General features: G+C 64.0%; 15 protein-coding genes. 10 read left to right on the top strand and 5 right to left on the bottom strand.

Annotation, left to right across the window (positions count from 1 at the left end; genetic code table 11):
• Positions 1 to 62 precede the first annotated feature (62 nt).
• The 8 genes from Q4I23_RS10845 (at position 63) to Q4I23_RS10810 (ending at position 8,321) form a co-directional block, all read left to right on the top strand.
• Positions 63 to 2,831, top strand: a complete 2,769-nt coding sequence (locus tag Q4I23_RS10845) for an ATP-binding protein (protein ID WP_498526239.1) — start codon at positions 63 to 65, stop codon at positions 2,829 to 2,831.
• 152 nt (positions 2,832 to 2,983) lie between these two features.
• On the top strand, positions 2,984 to 3,979 hold the full coding sequence (locus Q4I23_RS10840) for a zinc-dependent alcohol dehydrogenase family protein (RefSeq protein ID WP_498526238.1): 996 nt from the start codon (positions 2,984 to 2,986) through the stop codon (positions 3,977 to 3,979).
• 38 nt (positions 3,980 to 4,017) lie between these two features.
• On the top strand, positions 4,018 to 4,317 hold the full coding sequence (locus Q4I23_RS10835) for a tautomerase family protein (protein ID WP_149272682.1): 300 nt from the start codon (positions 4,018 to 4,020) through the stop codon (positions 4,315 to 4,317).
• Between the two features lie 256 nt (positions 4,318 to 4,573).
• Entirely contained in the window at positions 4,574 to 5,398 is an 825-nt protein-coding gene (locus Q4I23_RS10830; RefSeq protein ID WP_222071011.1) for an alpha/beta fold hydrolase, read from the top strand.
• Positions 5,399 to 5,490: 92 nt separating this feature from the next.
• Complete coding sequence (locus Q4I23_RS10825) at positions 5,491 to 6,456, top strand: MBL fold metallo-hydrolase (RefSeq protein WP_454019394.1); 966 nt, start codon at positions 5,491 to 5,493, stop codon at positions 6,454 to 6,456.
• Positions 6,457 to 6,566: 110 nt separating this feature from the next.
• Positions 6,567 to 7,004 carry a DsrE family protein gene (locus Q4I23_RS10820; protein ID WP_498526237.1) on the top strand — a complete coding sequence of 146 codons (438 nt, stop codon included), beginning with the start codon at positions 6,567 to 6,569 and terminating at the stop codon, positions 7,002 to 7,004.
• Positions 6,946 to 7,239, top strand: a complete 294-nt coding sequence (locus tag Q4I23_RS10815; RefSeq protein ID WP_498526236.1) for an SDR family NAD(P)-dependent oxidoreductase — start codon at positions 6,946 to 6,948, stop codon at positions 7,237 to 7,239. Before Q4I23_RS10820 ends, Q4I23_RS10815 begins: the two co-directional genes overlap by 59 nt.
• On the top strand, positions 7,236 to 8,321 hold the full coding sequence (locus Q4I23_RS10810; RefSeq protein WP_498526235.1) for a Gfo/Idh/MocA family protein: 1,086 nt from the start codon (positions 7,236 to 7,238) through the stop codon (positions 8,319 to 8,321). Before Q4I23_RS10815 ends, Q4I23_RS10810 begins: the two co-directional genes overlap by 4 nt.
• 290 nt (positions 8,322 to 8,611) lie before the next feature.
• Here the strand turns inward: Q4I23_RS10810 and Q4I23_RS10805 are convergent, their stop codons facing one another.
• The gene (locus Q4I23_RS10805) at positions 8,612 to 9,466 is read right to left on the bottom strand and encodes a LysR family transcriptional regulator (RefSeq protein WP_498526234.1); all 855 of its coding nucleotides are present in this window, start codon (positions 9,464 to 9,466) and stop codon (positions 8,612 to 8,614) included.
• 119 nt (positions 9,467 to 9,585) lie between these two features.
• Here Q4I23_RS10805 and Q4I23_RS10800 point away from each other — a divergent pair, with 119 nt between their 5' ends.
• Entirely contained in the window at positions 9,586 to 10,593 is a 1,008-nt protein-coding gene (locus Q4I23_RS10800) for a zinc-dependent alcohol dehydrogenase family protein (protein ID WP_498526233.1), read from the top strand.
• Between the two features lie 485 nt (positions 10,594 to 11,078).
• Here the strand turns inward: Q4I23_RS10800 and Q4I23_RS10795 are convergent, their stop codons facing one another.
• The 3 genes from Q4I23_RS10795 to Q4I23_RS10785 are packed head-to-tail and all read right to left on the bottom strand — an operon-like array spanning position 11,079 to position 13,931.
• Positions 11,079 to 11,861 carry an ABC transporter ATP-binding protein gene (locus tag Q4I23_RS10795; RefSeq protein ID WP_498526232.1) on the bottom strand — a complete coding sequence of 261 codons (783 nt, stop codon included), beginning with the start codon at positions 11,859 to 11,861 and terminating at the stop codon, positions 11,079 to 11,081.
• Entirely contained in the window at positions 11,855 to 12,877 is a 1,023-nt protein-coding gene (locus Q4I23_RS10790) for an ABC transporter permease (protein WP_498526231.1), read from the bottom strand. The genes Q4I23_RS10795 and Q4I23_RS10790 overlap by 7 nt, the downstream gene beginning before the upstream one ends.
• Position 12,878: 1 nt before the next feature.
• The gene (locus Q4I23_RS10785; RefSeq protein WP_498526230.1) at positions 12,879 to 13,931 is read right to left on the bottom strand and encodes an ABC transporter substrate-binding protein; all 1,053 of its coding nucleotides are present in this window, start codon (positions 13,929 to 13,931) and stop codon (positions 12,879 to 12,881) included.
• A 135-nt stretch (positions 13,932 to 14,066) separates the two neighbouring features.
• Here Q4I23_RS10785 and Q4I23_RS10780 point away from each other — a divergent pair, with 135 nt between their 5' ends.
• Entirely contained in the window at positions 14,067 to 14,378 is a 312-nt protein-coding gene (locus Q4I23_RS10780; protein ID WP_498526229.1) for a hypothetical protein, read from the top strand.
• A gap of 227 nt (positions 14,379 to 14,605) precedes the next feature.
• Here the strand turns inward: Q4I23_RS10780 and Q4I23_RS10775 are convergent, their stop codons facing one another.
• The gene (locus tag Q4I23_RS10775; protein ID WP_498526228.1) at positions 14,606 to 15,922 is read right to left on the bottom strand and encodes a lipopolysaccharide biosynthesis protein; all 1,317 of its coding nucleotides are present in this window, start codon (positions 15,920 to 15,922) and stop codon (positions 14,606 to 14,608) included.
• Positions 15,923 to 15,942 lie beyond the last annotated feature (20 nt).

Genomic DNA, 15,942 nt, shown 5'->3' with positions numbered 1-15,942 from the left:
ATGAGTTCCCTCCCAACGAATGCGCCAACTACTTCACCGCCGCCGGCTATGAACCGGAGTAACTGGAAAATGCTCTAGGTTCGCGGGCACTCGACATTTTGATTGCTTTGGCCGATCGGGCTGGGGAGTTGGTCACGAAGGACGAGCTGGTCACGCGCGCGTGGCCGAACACCATCGTCGAAGAGTCGAACCTCAGGGCGCAGATAGCATTGCTTCGCAAGGCTCTTGGCGACTCCGGGGGCGCAGCCCATTTCATAGTGGCCGTTCCGGGGCGCGGCTACCGCTTCGTGGCGCCGATCTCATCCTCTATCCTCGCAGACGGAGCCGAGGCGGCGAGCGCCCAGAACAACCTTCCACGGCTTCTGAGATCGCCAATCGGGCGGGAAGACGCCATCAAGACCGTGCGAGGCCGCTTTCAGCGGTACCGTCTTACAACCATCGTGGGACCAGGCGGTATTGGCAAGACCACACTCGGTGTCGCCGTCGCTGAACAACTTCTGTCCTCGTATAAGCACGGCGTGTGCTTTCTCGATCTGGCCCCGCTGGCGAACGACCAACTCGTTTCAGGCGCGCTGGCCGCCGCACTCGGCCTAGCCGACAGTTCCAAGGACCCTCTTTCCGGCGTCATCGCGCATCTGCGTGAGCGGCAGATGCTGCTTGTGTTCGACAGCTGCGAGTTGGTTGTCGACGCGACGGCGCGGCTGGCAGAAGCGCTGCTCCGACAGACATCGGAGATCCAAATTCTCGCGACGAGCCGGGAAGGCTTGCGGGCGGAGGGCGAGAGCGTCTATCGGCTGGCGCCCCTGGACCTGCCTCCGATGTCTGCTGGATTGACTGCCGGAGAGGCATTGACCTCCCCGGCCGTCCAACTCTTCGTTGATCACGCGATATCCCGCGGCAGCGGATTTGAGTTTGACGACGGTGAGGCGCCTCTCGTTGCCGATATCTGCCGCCAACTCGATGGCATCCCCCTGGCCATCGAACTGGCGGCAGGGCGGGTTGGGGCCTTTGGCACGCGAGGCGTGGCAAAACTCCTGAACGATCGTTTCCGGCTGCTGGCAGGCGGCAGACGCACCGCTCTTCCCAGGCATCAAACCCTGGAAGCCACAATCGATTGGAGTTACGAGGCGCTGTCGGACCCGGAGCAGACGCTTCTGCGCCGTCTGGGCGTGCTTGCGGGTGAGTTTACGCTGGAGGCCATTGCCGCCATCATGACTGAGGCCAGTCGTCTTGACACCGATCTTCCTCTTCATCTTTCCAATTTAATCTCGAAGTCTCTTGTCGTTGTCGATGTTCACCAGAAGACCGCACAGTACCGACTGCTCGACACAACCCGTGCCTACGCGTTGGCCAAACTTTCGCAACGCGGCGAATTCAATGGCATCATACTGCGTTTGGCCAAATATCTGTGTCGTGTTCTCAAACACTCGCATGGCGAAATCGAATTGGTTCCCGCCGACGAGTGGTTGGAGCGGTACAGCCGCCATATCAACAACGTGCGCATGGTGCTGGACTGGGCCTACTCACCCAAGGGTGACCTTGCGGTCGGCCTTGCCGTAACCGTGGCCGCTATCCCACTGTGGTATCAGCTCTCAGCGGTCGACGAGTGTCTGAGATGCGTTAAACGCGCTTTGCTGAGCATCGGCCCGGGACCAGAGCGGGATGCGCAGGCGCGCCAAGTCATGCAGCTCTACAAAGCGCTCGGCCTGTCACAAGCTTTCAAGGTGGGGTTCGCGCTGCAAGCACCGGCAGCATTCGCCAAAGCCCTGGAAATGGCCGAAGATCTCCACGATGTTGACGCTCAATCGGAAGCGCTCTGGGGTCTGTGGCTTTGCCGGGTCGGGATGGGTGAGTACCGGGAATCACTTGGCATCGCGCAGCGATTCATGAAACTGGCGGACAATGGGCTCGATCGCTTCATCGGCGATCGAATGATGAGCATGACGCTCTTCTGCATGGGGGATTGCAAGGGCGCTCGCACCCACGCGGATCGTATGCTTGCGCACGATATCTCCGCTCCGGAAGCCATCTCAACCAGTTCGGTTCGCTTCCGATTTGGGCAATCAGTGACCGCCCGCGTTCAGCCTGCCCAACTCCTTTGGATACAGGGCTTCCCGGATCAGGCGATCCTGGCCGCGAAGAATGCCGTCGACGCCGCCCGCGCATCGGGCCATGCGATTTCGCTGTGTGAAGCACTGGCGCGATGGGCTTGTCCTGTCTGGATTCACGTTGGCGATATGGCGGCCGCGGACCTCGCAATCACAACCATGCTCGACTTGGCGGCCACGAACGCGCTCGGACCCTGGGAAGTGTTCGGCCGCTGCTGGAAAGGCGCACTTCTGATCAAGCAGGGTCATGAAAATCGAGGCATCCCACTTCTGCGCACGGCGCTGGAGGAGATCCAAAAGGGAAGACTGTTCACGCTCTACAATGTCCGGTTTCTTGGGTTCCTGGCCGAAGGTTTGGCATCCGCGGGACAGAGTGCGGAAGGATTCGCCCTTGTCGACGCCGCCATCCGGCATAGCGAGGAAAAGGAAGAGCTTTGGTGCATTGCGGAACTCTTGCGTGTGAAAGGTGAGATCCTGCTGCAAGACGGCACTGTCTCCAGCTCGGCCGAGCAGTGTTTTCTACAGTCCGTCGAATTCGCACGACGGCAGGATGCGTTGTCGTGGGAACTTCGAACGAGCATGAGCATGTCCCGTTTGCTGCGTGAACGTGGGGAGGTTGCGACGGCGCACCGCTCTTTGGCGAAGGTATACCGCCGTTTCACTGAAGGCTTTGAGACGGCCGATCTGAGAGCTGCGAAGGCTCTTCTCGCCGAATTTTCATAACAATCGACTGGAATTTCGTTCCATCATCTCTTGACGTGACGCACGGGAATTCACGACGATTCACTGGATACTCTTCGGCTGCTTGGGTCATCGTCTTCGCGTGCCGATCATTCGGCAATGAACGACAGAAGCGCGGCTGAGGGGGATCGAACATGACCACCGTTGTAATGGATGCGCTCGTCCTGCATGGGCCCAACGCACCCTTCACTCGGGCCAGCATCGCTCGCCCACAGCCCCTGGCAGGCGAAGTCCTGGTTCGGATAAAGTCGAGCAGCGTCAACCCGCTGGATCTCAAAATCCGAAACGGCAACGCGGCGCACGCGAAACATCCTTTTCCCGCCATTCTGGGAATGGACCTTGCCGGGACGATCGAGGCCCTCGGTGCCGGCGAGAGCCGGTTTGCCGTCGGAGACGACGTGTATGGGTTGGCCGGAGGTGTGGGCGGTCATCAAGGCTCGCTGGCGCAGTTTGCTGCGGTTGATGCCGATCTTCTCGCGCCGAAGCCATCCAATCTCAGCATGCGCGAGGCGGCCGCGCTCCCCCTTGTTTTCATCACCGCTTGGGAAGGTTTGGTCGACCGGGCCCAGGTCCAAGCCCGCCAAAAGGTGCTTGTTCTGGGTGCTGGTGGCGTCGGGGAGATGGCGATCCAGATCGCTGCGGCTTTTGGAGCCGAGGTCTTTGCGGTCGACAAAGCTGCGAAGGGGGACATCATCGAGCGCCTCGGCGCAACGGCAATCGACCGTGAGCAGGCAACTCCTCAGGAGTATGTTGGCGATCACACCGGCGGCCACGGCTTCGATGTTGTCTATGACACGGTGGGCGGTGTGGCGCTTGATACCGCGTTCAACGTTGTTCGGCGCTTTGGCCATGTGGTGAGCTGCCTCGGATGGGGCACGCATTCTCTTGCTCCCCTGTCGTTCCGCGCCGCGAGCTATTCGGGTGTCTTCACGCTGTTACCGATGCTGACCGGCAAAGGCCGTGCTCATCACGGGGCGATCCTGCGAGAGGCCAAGCGGCTTGCGGAAGCCGGGAAGATCACCCCTCTCGTCGACCCCCGCCGCTTCAGTTTCGAGACTGTCGCGGAAGCGTACGGCGAAATCGAAAAGCGCACTTCCAGCGGCAAGATCGTTATCGACATCGCCGAATAGAGCAGCACCGTTGCTCCCCTCAAGAAAGGGAAAATGTCATGCCATTCGTCAACGTGAAACTGGTCGACGGCGTGTTCACGCCGGAAGAGAAGCACGCCATGGCCAAGGCCTTGACCGATGTCATGGTGAAGTTCGAGGGCTCGGAAGCCTTCCGCGAGGTGGTATGGGTCCTCATCGAGGAACTTCATACCGACGGCTGGCATATCGGCGGCAGGCCGTTCGAGGGGCCGAAGTCGTTGATGACGACGCTTTCGAAATCCAAGGACGTCGTCGAAATGATCGACGGTACGCCCACAACCCGGAAAGAGTGGGCGGCGGCAGCTCCAGTCTTGGGCTGACCACCTCGCAATCGCCAACACGGCGGCCAAGCGCGCCGTCTGACTTAGGCCCACCGGTTGCCGGTGGAACCGTGTCCGCCCGACAGAGGGAAGAGACATGAATGCGAAAGAAGCGATTCCAACACCCAGCGCGACCAGACGGGACGTTTTGATTGGCACGACCGCCGTCCTCGTCACGACGTTGCCCCTGGAGTCCTTGGTCGCCGCGGCGTCGCCGAATTCAACCAGCGCAACCAGTGCAGATGGGAGTGAGACCATGAGCAGCATCAAGACGAAAGACGGCGCCCAGATTTTCTACAAGGACTGGGGCGCCGGGCAGCCGATCGTGTTCCACCACGGGTGGCCGCTGAGCAGCGACGACTGGGACAACCAGATGTTGTACTTCATCGGAAAGGGTTTCCGGGTGATCGCCCACGACCGGAGGGGCCACGGCCGCTCCAGCCAGACCTCGGGCGGCAACGACATGGATACGTACGCGGCCGACGTCGCCACGCTCGCCGAAGCGCTCGACCTCCGCGACGCGATTCACATCGGCCATTCCACGGGCGGCGGAGAGGTCACCAGATACGTCGCCCGGCATGGCAAAGGCCGGGTCGCCAAAGCGGTCCTCATCTCCGCCATTCCGCCCGTGATGGTCAAGTCCGCAACGAATCCCGGAGGACTTCCCATCGAGGTCTTCGACGGCTACCGCGCGGCTCTGGCGGCCAATCGGGCGCAGCTCTACCTCGATATCGCCAGCGGCCCGTTCTACGGCTTCAACCGCCCCGGCGCGGTCATCTCCGAAGGCACGGTCCGCAATTGGTGGCGTCAGGGCATGATGGGCGGAGCGAACGCGCACTATGAGTGCATCAAGGTCTTCTCGGAGACCGATTTCACCGATGACCTGCGGGTCATCGACGTTCCGGTCTTGGTGATGCATGGCAGCGACGACCAAGTGGTGCCCATCGCGGATTCCGCCGAACTCTCCGTCAAGCTGCTCAAGAACGGGAAGCTCAAGGTCTACGACGGTTATCCGCACGGGATGTTCACCACCCACGCTGACGTGATCAACGCCGACCTTCTGGCCTTCATCCGATCGTGACGGCCCGGGCAGGCCGAGATGCCTGCCCTCAACCTTTCAAATCATGTTCGACAGCCGTCGGCTCAACGAGTCCGGCAGCGGAAAGGTCTGTCATGACGTCCGAACACATGCTCTCTCGCCGTGGATTTTGCCTTTGCTGCATGGGCGCGGCGAGTTTCGCCGCCACAGGAGGCTGGATGAGCCCACGCGAGGCCTATGCCGAGGCGCGCGGCTTGGTGAGCCTCATCAAGGACAGCGCTGCCAAGTCCGTGATCGCCACCCACAAACTGAGGAACGACATCACCATCCTTGAAGGCTCCGGCGGCAATGTCGCGGTCTTGGCCGGCAAGGACGGCCTCGTCATGGTCGACGCGGGCATCAGCGTGTCGCGCCCCCAGATGACGCAGGCGCTCTCCGCGCTCTCCGCGGAGCCCGTGACCCATCTCATCAACACCCACTGGCATTTCGATCACGCGGACGGCAACGCCTGGATCGGCGAGGGTGGAGCGAAAATCATCGCGCATGAGAACACCCGAAAATACCTGTCGCAGGTGCAGCGGGTGGAGGACTGGGATTACAATTTCGTTCCGCTGGAGCGAAGCGGCGTGCCGAAGCACGTCTTTTCTAAAGAGCATTCGCTCAAGCTGAACGGGCAGTCGCTCGCCATGAAACACTACGGTCCGGCGCATACCGACGGCGACATCTCGGTAATGTTCGGCGAGGCAGACGTTCTCCATGTCGGCGACACCTACTGGAACGGGATATATCCGTTCATCGATTATTCGACGGGCGGCAGCATCGACGGGATGATCGCCGCTTCGGATGCGAACTTGGCCGCGTCGACCGGCAAGACGATCATCATTCCGGGCCACGGAAATCCGGTGAGCAACCGCGCTGAGTTGCAGGAGTTCCGCGACATGCTCGTTAGCATCCGCGAGAACGTCGCCGCGCTGAAGCGCCAGGGGCGCTCGCGGGACGAAGCGGTCGCGGCCAAGCCGACGGCATCCTTTGATGCCAAGTGGGGCAATTTCGTCATCGACCCAGGCTTCTTTACGCGGCTTGTCTACGCGGGCGTCTAGCAGGAACCTCCGGCCATCCGCCGATCCCATACTGGTGCGTTCCTCGCCCAGGTTTCCCACGCCTTCGGAGTCCGGGTCCGCCGACAATCCAACGGATTAAGGAGACGGCAATGTCTGATACAAAAAGCGCTCTGTTCATTGATATTCCGGTCGAACTGAAGGAAGTGAAGTCAGTTCACAGCATCGGGGGGCTTGAGTTCGAAGGCGATCTGCCCGCGGCGCTGTTCCATCTTCAATTGATCACCACGGACATCACGAACTGGAAAGCGGCGTCGGACGTGATCGTGGTCTTCCACACAAACGCGGGCCACGTCGCGTTGAACGATGTGGCTTACAATGCTTCGCGCAACATCGCCACTGGCAACCCCTACAAAAAGCTGGTGGCCGACCTGATTAACGTCGGCGTCAAGGTCGAACTCTGCGGCGCGACCGCGAAAGTGAACGGCTGGGGCAATGCCGATCTTCTCCCCCGCATAAAGATCAATCTCGATGCCATGGCTCGCACGATCCAGCTCGTGCAGCAGGGCTTCGTCAAGATCACGGAGTAGCCATCCATTCCGTGATTCAGTTACGACATCAGCGTGCAAAGAGGCTGCCATGCTCCAATCGCCATTCGGATTCCATTCGACCGCTTCCGACGTCCTGGGAGGCGTCGACCTTCGGGGGAAGACGATGATCGTCACCGGTGGTGCAAGCGGTATCGGCATTGAGACGACCTCGGCACTCGCCGCGGCCGGGGCCTCCGTCGCTCTCTCGCCCAGGACCAAGGAGCGCGTCCAGTGACCCATGCACCAATCAGAGTTGGCATCATCGGCGTTCACCCCGACCGTGGTTGGGCCTCGACCGCCCATGTGCCTGCGTTGAGGGACCTGCCGCAGTTCCGACTTTCCGCCCTGAGCCACAGCCGGATCGAAACTGCGAAGGCGTCGGCTGAGAAGTTCGGTTTTGAACACGCGGTGTCATCGAGCGACGAACTTGTGAACCATCCTGATGTCGACCTGGTGGTCGTGACCGTGAGGGTGCCGGAACACCTTCATCTCGTGACCGCAGCGCTTCAAGCCGGGAAGTCGGTGTTTTCCGAATGGCCGCTTGGCATGAACCTTCGGGACGCTGAGGCAATGAACGCGCTCGCCGCCGAGAAAGGTGTCTCGGCCATGATCGGCCTCCAGACTCCCGCGAACCCGACCCTCCGGCACATGCGCGAGCTGATAAAACAGGGCTATCTCGGCGAGGTGCTCTCGGCGTCGGTGATCGGTTCAGGAATCACATGGGGGGAGGAACTCGACGAGGCTTTTCGATACACCCTGGACCCGTCCAAGGGCGCGAGCATGCTGCACGTGCCGTTCGCCCACACAATCGACGCCCTGCTGTTCGCTCTCGGAGAAGACTTCCTGAGCGTGTCGGGGACATTGGTTCGTCGCCGTCGGACGATACGGATGTCGGGGAGTCAGGAAGTCGTCCCGCTCGACGTCGCGGATCAAATAGCTTTCTCTGGCAGGCTCACGTCCGGCGGATTCGTGACATGCCATTTCCGTGGCGGGCTGTCGCGCGCAACCAATTTCCATGTCGAGATCAACGGCACCAGGGGCGACCTGTTGCTTACGAGTCCCGTCGGCTACGTAGGTCTGGGCGGATTCAAGCTCATGGGCGCGCAAGCAGACGAGACCCTTCATCCGATCGCCGTACCCGAGGGCTTCAGTGCCGACGACAACGTCCTGGCGGGCAACGTGAGGAAGCTCTACGAACTGATCGCGTCCGACATGACGTCCGGCACCCTTCAAAGTCCAACGTTCGGAGACGCCGTCAAACTGCATCGGCTGATCAACGCGATCGAGCAAAGCGGTGGGGTGGAGCGCGATGTCTGATGCCGACAACGTTTGGACAGTTCCAGCTGTCCGGATGCGACACGTCCTTGGCAGCATCGACTCCTGACCTGAGCGGCAACCTTGATATTGCTAAGGTCGCGAGCACGGGGGACCGATGGGTCGACTCGACCACTTCGGGCTTGCCCCGCCGGTGCCCCCCCCGCGACTTGGCTGGGCGAGGTCTCTTCGACGACACGCTGCGGATACATCAGCGGCGGGCGCCAGCGCGCCTCGTTGGCTCACGGCGCGGCGAGCCCTCCATGGAAAAGCCGACCGGGCAGAACATGGTGTCAATCTTTCGAAAGACGCTCAATTGTCAGATCGAGCAAGGCGCGCAGCCGCGCCAAACGGCGAAGATCCTGATGATAGCCGATCCAAACATCGCGTCCTGGTGGCGGCTCGCCAAGATCGATGACCTGCAGTCCGTCCAACGCATCCCCAATAGGGCGTGGGAGAACAGCCAGTCCGACGCCTAAGGCAGACATATAAGCCTGGGCATCGCGGTTGTTGCTTCGAAACGCGACGCGGGCATTTGGGAGCATTCGTTGGAGCCACGCGACATCCGGCATGCCGCCGAAGGTGGCGTTCATGGTGACCAATGCGCAGCCTGTGCCATCACCAACCGTCGGCGTTGGGCTCCCGGCGACACCGTAAAGAGCGTATTCGATGCGGGTCAGCTTGCGCTGGACCACCTCCGGCTCGTCGAACGGACGGATGCGATACACGAGGTCCGCCTCCCGCCTCGAAAGACTTAAAAACCGCGCATCGGTCAGCAGTTCCACAGTGACGCCCGGATGGCGCCGTGTGAACTCATAAATAAGTGGTGTCAGTATGTGGAGGCCGAACCAGTCGGAGGACGACACCCGTAAGTTGCCCTCCAAACGCCCACCCTGTCCGGCCAGAGCGCGCTCCAAGGCAAGGCTTTCCTCCTCCATGCGCTCGGCATGGCGCAGCACGGCAATCCCTTCATCCGTCAGCACGAGACCATCGCTTGTTCGCTGGAACAGCGTGTGGCCGACCGCCTTCTCCAGCGCGCGCAAACGTCGTCCCATGGTCGGCTGGGTCTGCCCGATGCGTCGAGCCGCCGCGCCGAGCGTGCCCTCGCGGGCAATCGCCAGAAAGACTCGAAGGTCGCTCCACTCCATGTCGCATCATACAGAAATGCATGCCCTGCGAACAAGAATGTTAATTTTCAAACAGCAGTGTTTGGCTGAACCTCTGAACCAGTCGCGGCAACGCACAAATCCCCGGAAGGTTCACGATCATGTCCCATGAATTGAGCAACTCAATGCGCGCTTTGGTGCTGGACGCGTACGACGCCCCGTTTCGTCTGACCGATGTTGCGCGGCCAGCGGCCGGGCCCGGTCAGGTGCTGGTGCGCATCGCTGCCAGCGGCGTCAATCCGCTGGACACCAAGATCCGTGCCGGCGCCGCGGCGCACGCCAAGCACCCGCTCCCGGCGATACTCGGCATCGACTTGGCGGGAGAGGTCGTTGCCGTCGGTTCCGGAGTCACCGCCTTCAAGGCGGGCGATCAGGTCTATGGGATGACCGGCGGCGTCGGTGGCCGGCAGGGCTCGCTCGCGGAATACGCCGCGGTCGAGGCCGACTTGCTTGCGCACAAGCCGGCCAATCTGACAATGCGTGAGGCGGCTGCGCTGCCGCTGATCACCATCACGGCCTGGGAGGGATTGGTTGATCGCGCCGGCATCCGAGCCGGCCAAACGGTTCTGGTGCAGGGGGGCGCCGGCGGTGTGGGCCATGTGGCCGTACAAATTGCCCGTGCATTTGGAGCGGCCGTCTGGGCGACGGACGCCGCGGACAAGAAGGCAACCGTCGAGCAGCTGGGCGCCACCGCCATCGATTACCGCGCCGAGACGGTCGAAGCGTACGTTGCCCGTCACACGCAAGGCCGCGGCTTCGACTTGGTTTATGACACCGCTGGTGGGCCGGTGCTCGATGCCTCCTTCCAAGCGGTCCGGCGCTTCGGGCATGTGGTCAGCTGCCTGGGCTGGGGGACGCACGCGCTGTCGCCGCTGTCATTCCGTGCAGCGACCTATTCAGGCGTCTTCACCTTGCTTCCTATGCTGACGGGAGAAGGAATGCGGCATCACGGTGACATTCTGCGCCAAGCGGCCTCCCTGGTCGAATCTGGCAAGCTGCTGCCTCGGCTCGATCCGCGCCGCTTCTCCCTGGAGCAGGCTGACGAGGCGCATGTCGCGATCAAGGATGGAAGCGCCAGTGGAAAGATCGTCGTCGACATTGCCGCGTGACTTCGGCCAAGGTGCAGGCTGCCAATCTGCTTGAGACTACGGCTTTTTCCTGCTTTGAGACGCTGCAGCCCGCGCCAATGACCATCCCACGCCAGCCGGACAGAAACGAGGGAAAATGGATCGAAGGCCTCCGCAGCGCTTGCGTCCGCGGTGTCGGTCCACGACCACCACTGTTCGATGCGCACGGCGGGACGCAGGAACTCCGCCAACCGGTGGACCTCAGCCTCGTCCGGCGTCTCACCGGCGGCCTGGAGACGCTTGAGGATTTGGTACGCGTAGCGCTCCCGCCCGTGGCGTTGGAGATCATCGGTCACGAGCAGCACCAAAAACCAGAACCGACGGACGGCGGGGCCACGACGGAGAGGCGTCATCAACCTGCCATTGCAGTTCGACAAGCTCGTCGCGCGAGACCCCCTGCACATGCGTAACGGTGTCGATATCGTCCTGCGCCGCCACAGTTAGGGTGGGGGCGACACGCACCCCACCTACCAGCTCCCGGCAAGGCCCAGCAGTTCCAACGCCTTGTGGCGCAGTTCCACCAGCACCGGATCGTCGCGGTGGCGGGGATAGGGGCGGTCGACGACGATCTCCGCCTTGATGCGGGCCGGGCGCTCGCTGAACACGATGACGCGGGTGGCCATCAGCAGAGCCTCCTCCACGTCGTGGGTCACCAGCAGGGCGGTGAAGCCGGCGCGCCGCCACAGTGCGACGATCTCGCCCTGCATCTGGATGCGCGTCAGGCTGTCGAGCTTGCCCAGCGGCTCGTCCAGCACCAGCAGGCGCGGGTCGTTGACCAGCGCGCGGGCCAGCGCCGCGCGCTGCGCCATGCCGCCGGAGAGTTGGTGCGGGTAGGCCTTGGCGAAACCGTCCAGCCCGACCAGCCGCAGCGCCTTGTCCACCCGGTTGCGCCGCTGGCGGAGCACGCCCTGCGCCTCCAGCCCCAACGCCACATTGTCCCAGACGGTGCGCCAGGGGTAGAGCGTCGGCTCCTGAAAGACGACCACCCGCGACGGGTGCGGCCCGCTGATCGGCAGCCCGTCGGCCAGAATCCGGCCCGCGCGCGGCGGCTCCAGCCCGGCGACCAGCCGCAGCAACGTGGACTTGCCGCAGCCCGACGGGCCGAGCAGCGCCACGAACTCGCCCGGCTTGGCGTGCAGGCCGACCGTGTCCAGCACGGGCAGCGGCGCACCGTGCAGGTCGAAGGCGTGGCTGACCCCGTGAACCTCAAGGTCCAGACCGGCCGGCAACTCCTGTTCCAGAGCTACCATTTCAGCAATCCCTTCTGCCAAGCGAGCAGCCGGTCGCGCGCCTTGAACAGCAGTGTGACGAGGCTGGAGCACACCAGCGCCATCACCAGCAGCGCCGCGTACATGTTGGCGTAGGCCGCCCAGCCCTGCGCCCATTGCAGGTACCAGCCGAGTCCGGCCTTGACCCCCATCATCTCCGCCACCACCAGCACCGCGAAGGAGGCGCCGAGCCCCATGAACAGGCCGACGAAGACGTGCGGCATCGCCGCCGGCACCGCCACCTTCAGCACCAGGAAGCGCGCGGACGCGCCCAGGGTACGGGCGATGTCGTAGTAGGCCGGGTTGACGCCGGACACCCCGGACCAGGTCAGGATGGTCACCGGCACCCCGGTCGCCAGCGCGATCAGGAAGACGCTGGCGCTCCAGCTCGACGGGAAGGCGAAGAAGGCGATGGGCAGCCATGCCGTGGCCGGCAGCGGCCCGATCAGCCGCAGCACCGGATGCACCCAGTAGCCCACCGCCCGCGACCAGCCGATGGACACGCCGGTGACGAAGCCGACGAAGGCGCCGATCCCGTAGCCGAGCAGAAGCAGTTGCAGCGACGCCACGGTGCATTCCAGCAGGCGGGGCCAGTCGTCCAGATAGACCTCCAGCAGAGCCTGCGGCGGCGCGAAGAAGGGGCGCGGCAGCAGGTCGAGCTTGGCGGTGACCAGCTCCCAGCCGATCACGCCGAGCGCCAGCACCACCAGCCAGGGCGCCGCGGCCCGCAGCCGCTCCCCCACCGCTCCGAACAGGCGCAGCAGCGGCACGGCGAAGGCCAGCGCGCCGCCGACCACCGCCAGCAGGCTGGCGAACTCGCCGGTGCGCACCCACTCCTCCGTTTCCGGCCACAGGGCGGTCAGGGCGGCGGCGGCCAGCCAAGCAGCACTGGCCGCCACCCCGCCCAGCCATAGGCGCGGAACCGCGGGGGAATTGCTGCGGTCCACAGCAGCACCCCCGCCCGCCGCCAGCGCCGCGGCGTCATCGAGGCTGCTCATCTCAGCCCAGCACGTCGGCGTAGACGCGGTCGGCGAACTTCGCCGCGTCGGTGCTCTGCTTGAAGACCTGCACGCCCTTCAGCTCCTCCGCGTAGAGCGCGATCTCGCGCTTGATGTCGGCGCCCACCGGATTGTGGTCGTGCGTCTGGCTGGAAAGCTGGGCGGCGAGGTCCTCGATGCTGCTCTTCGGCGAGTACTGTTGGTAGACCTTGGCGGCCTCCACCGGGTTGGCGGCGGCGTAGTGCTGCGCCTCGAACACGGCGCGGGTCACCGCGGTGGCGGCGGCCTTGTCCTCGCGCAGCAGGCTGCCGCGTGCACCGAGCACGCAGCAGACGCGGTTGGCGAATTCGCCCGACAGGTTGGTGGAAATCTCCACCAGAGTGCCGGACTTCAGGAAATTGTAGGTCACCGGGTCCCAGTGGGCGACGGCCTGCGCCTCTCCCTTATCGACCGCGATGGCCAGCAGGTCGCCGGGGAAGACACGCCATTCCACGTCCCGGTTCGGGTCGATCCCCTGCTTGGCGAGCTGGATGGAGAACAGGTGCTTGGCCGGGCTGGACAGGTCGCTGATCGCCACCGTCTTTCCCTTCAGCCCGGCAAGGCTGGTGATGCCGCCGTTCTTGGCGGCCAGCAGGCGCATGCAGCCGCCATGGACTCCCGCGATGATGCGCACGTCGAAGCCCTGCTCCAGCGGCTTCAGCCAGCGCAGCGCCATGCCGTGGCCGATGTCGGCCTTGCCGGTGGCGAGCGCCTCCAGAAGCTGCTCCGTCGTGCCGGCGAAATTGACGAACTCCACGTCCAGCCCGTGCTTCTCGAAGAAGCCGTTGTGCTTGGCCACCGCCACCGGAGCACCGCACACCGCGCCGGTGTTCCAGGCGAGCTTCAGCGGCTTCAGCGCAGCGGGTGTCGGGGCGGCGGGCGGCGGGGCGGCGACCAGCCGGGACGCCACGCCCGCGAAAGGCAGCGCCACCGCACCCGCCGCCGCCACCTTCAGCAGCCCGCGCCGCGAGGGCGTCGCCGCCGAGATTCCCGAACCGTTCCGATGCGTGCTCATGGTCGTCGTCGTCGTTCGATCAAGGCGTATTCACTTTTTATAAATGTGAATACATGATTTTCATGGACCATATTCAACGGCTTCGTATTATAATGTCAACTGTTTTAGTAGAGAAATAGCGCGCGGAGGCCCCCCATGATCACCGCCATCGTCCGCTACCGCCTTCCCGCCGCGATCGGACGGGAGGAGTGCCGGGCGCATTTCCTGTCGATCGCGCCGGGTTTCGGCGGCGTGCCCGGCCTGATCCGCAAGCAGTTCATCTGGAGCGAGACCGGCACCGCCGGGGGCGTCTACCAATGGGAACGGCGGGAGGACGCCCAACGCTTCTACCAGGGGCCATGGCTGGATGGCATAAGGCGGCGCTACGGCACCGATCCGGAAATCGAGTTCTTCGAGACCTTCGCGGTCACGGACAATCCGGGCGGGGTGGTGTCGGTGTTGACGTGAGCCTGCCGTGCCCTGCGGATGCATTCGAAGGGCGGTCGGCCCGCGAGCGCCTTGAGGAACCAAGCACCATCGCGATCGACAGCAGGACCTGTGGTTCGGCGCCGGCGATCTTTGGCATCACCCTCCAGCCGATCATCCGGGATATCGGCGCCTGACGCCGTCAAACAGACACCAAGAATTCCGGAGCGGTTCGCCATTGGACGCGGCCCCTGACTTGGTCAATTTGGTCAGGGGCGGCCGAAGGCGGCGGGGCCCGTGTGGCTCTTGAACAGCACGAGGCGCACCAGCGTCGTTCCGATCGCTCCCTGGGCGACCGTCAGGGCGGTCACCGCCGCCGCCCCGGTCATGCCGAAGACCGGGATCAGGATGGCGCCAAGCACGATGCACACCGCCAACTGCAGCAGGTTCAACCGGCGCAGCGTGCGCCCATGCCCGGTCATGGCCAGCAGGATGTCCTGGCAGGCCAGAAGGCAATGGATCATCTGGCCCACGGCGAGGACGCGCAGCGCCGTCGCCGCGCTGCCGAACCCCTGCCCGACCAGAGCGAGCAACAGCTCCGGCACGATCATCATGACCGACACCATGGGCAGGCTCAGCGCCGCGACGGCCAGCATGATGTTACGGTTCATGACCAGCAGACGGGACGTCTCGCCGCGGCGATGCAGTTCGGCGTAGTTGGGCGCGGCGAAGGTGCCGATGCTGATGACGACGACCCAGACCAGCATGGAGATGCGGTTCGCCACGCTGAACGCGCCGACCGAGGCCGCGTCCACGAAGACGCCCAGCGCGAGCACCGGCAACGACGCCAGCGACACCTGCACCAGCTCGACGACGAACAGGGGAAGCGCGGTGTGCCAGAGCGACGGCAGAACCTCCGCCGGCCTGTCCGAAGACGCGGCATCGGCGACCACGGAATGGTCGGTGAAACGGCGGCGGTCGCGCGCGAGAAGGGCCATCCCGACCGCGGCGCTGAACGTCAACGCCCCGGCCAGAGACAGGATCAGGGAGTCGAGGCTGGAAACCCCCGCCACCAGAGCGGCGAGCATCAGCACCGGCCACAGCGCGTTCTGCACGAACTGCGCGGCGATGCCCCGCTTCAGCCCCGCCAGGGCCGATCCGATGGTGATGGTCAGGGTCTGCGGCAGCAGGGCCAGGGCGGACAGGCGCAGCGGCGTTTCAAGGTCCGGCGCACCGAACAGCAGGTGCGACGCCGGCCCCGCCAGAGCGAAGGCCACCACCGCGGCCAGGGTCGCGGCGAGTCCCGTGCCGATCAAACCGGTCCGCAGGTCACGGCCGGCCGCCCGTCCCTGTCCGATGGCCAGTTCGGCGGCGATGTGCCGCGTGATCGCCCGTTCGAGCCCCAGCCGCGCCATGGTCGATGCCAGGCCGATCCAGGTCAGGCACAGGAAGAACAGGCCGGCATCATGGGCGCCCAGCGCGCGCGCCGCTATGATATAGAGGCCGAGCTTGCCGACGACCTCCACCCCGCGCAGCCCGAGGCCGACGCCGTAACGCCCGAGGGCATGCCATGTCTGGAGACGCATCACGCTCTATGGGATAAAGG

The organism is Azospirillum sp. UFLA03-27 (assembly GCF_059803775.1).
This window is presented reverse-complemented; position numbering and strand designations above follow the sequence as displayed.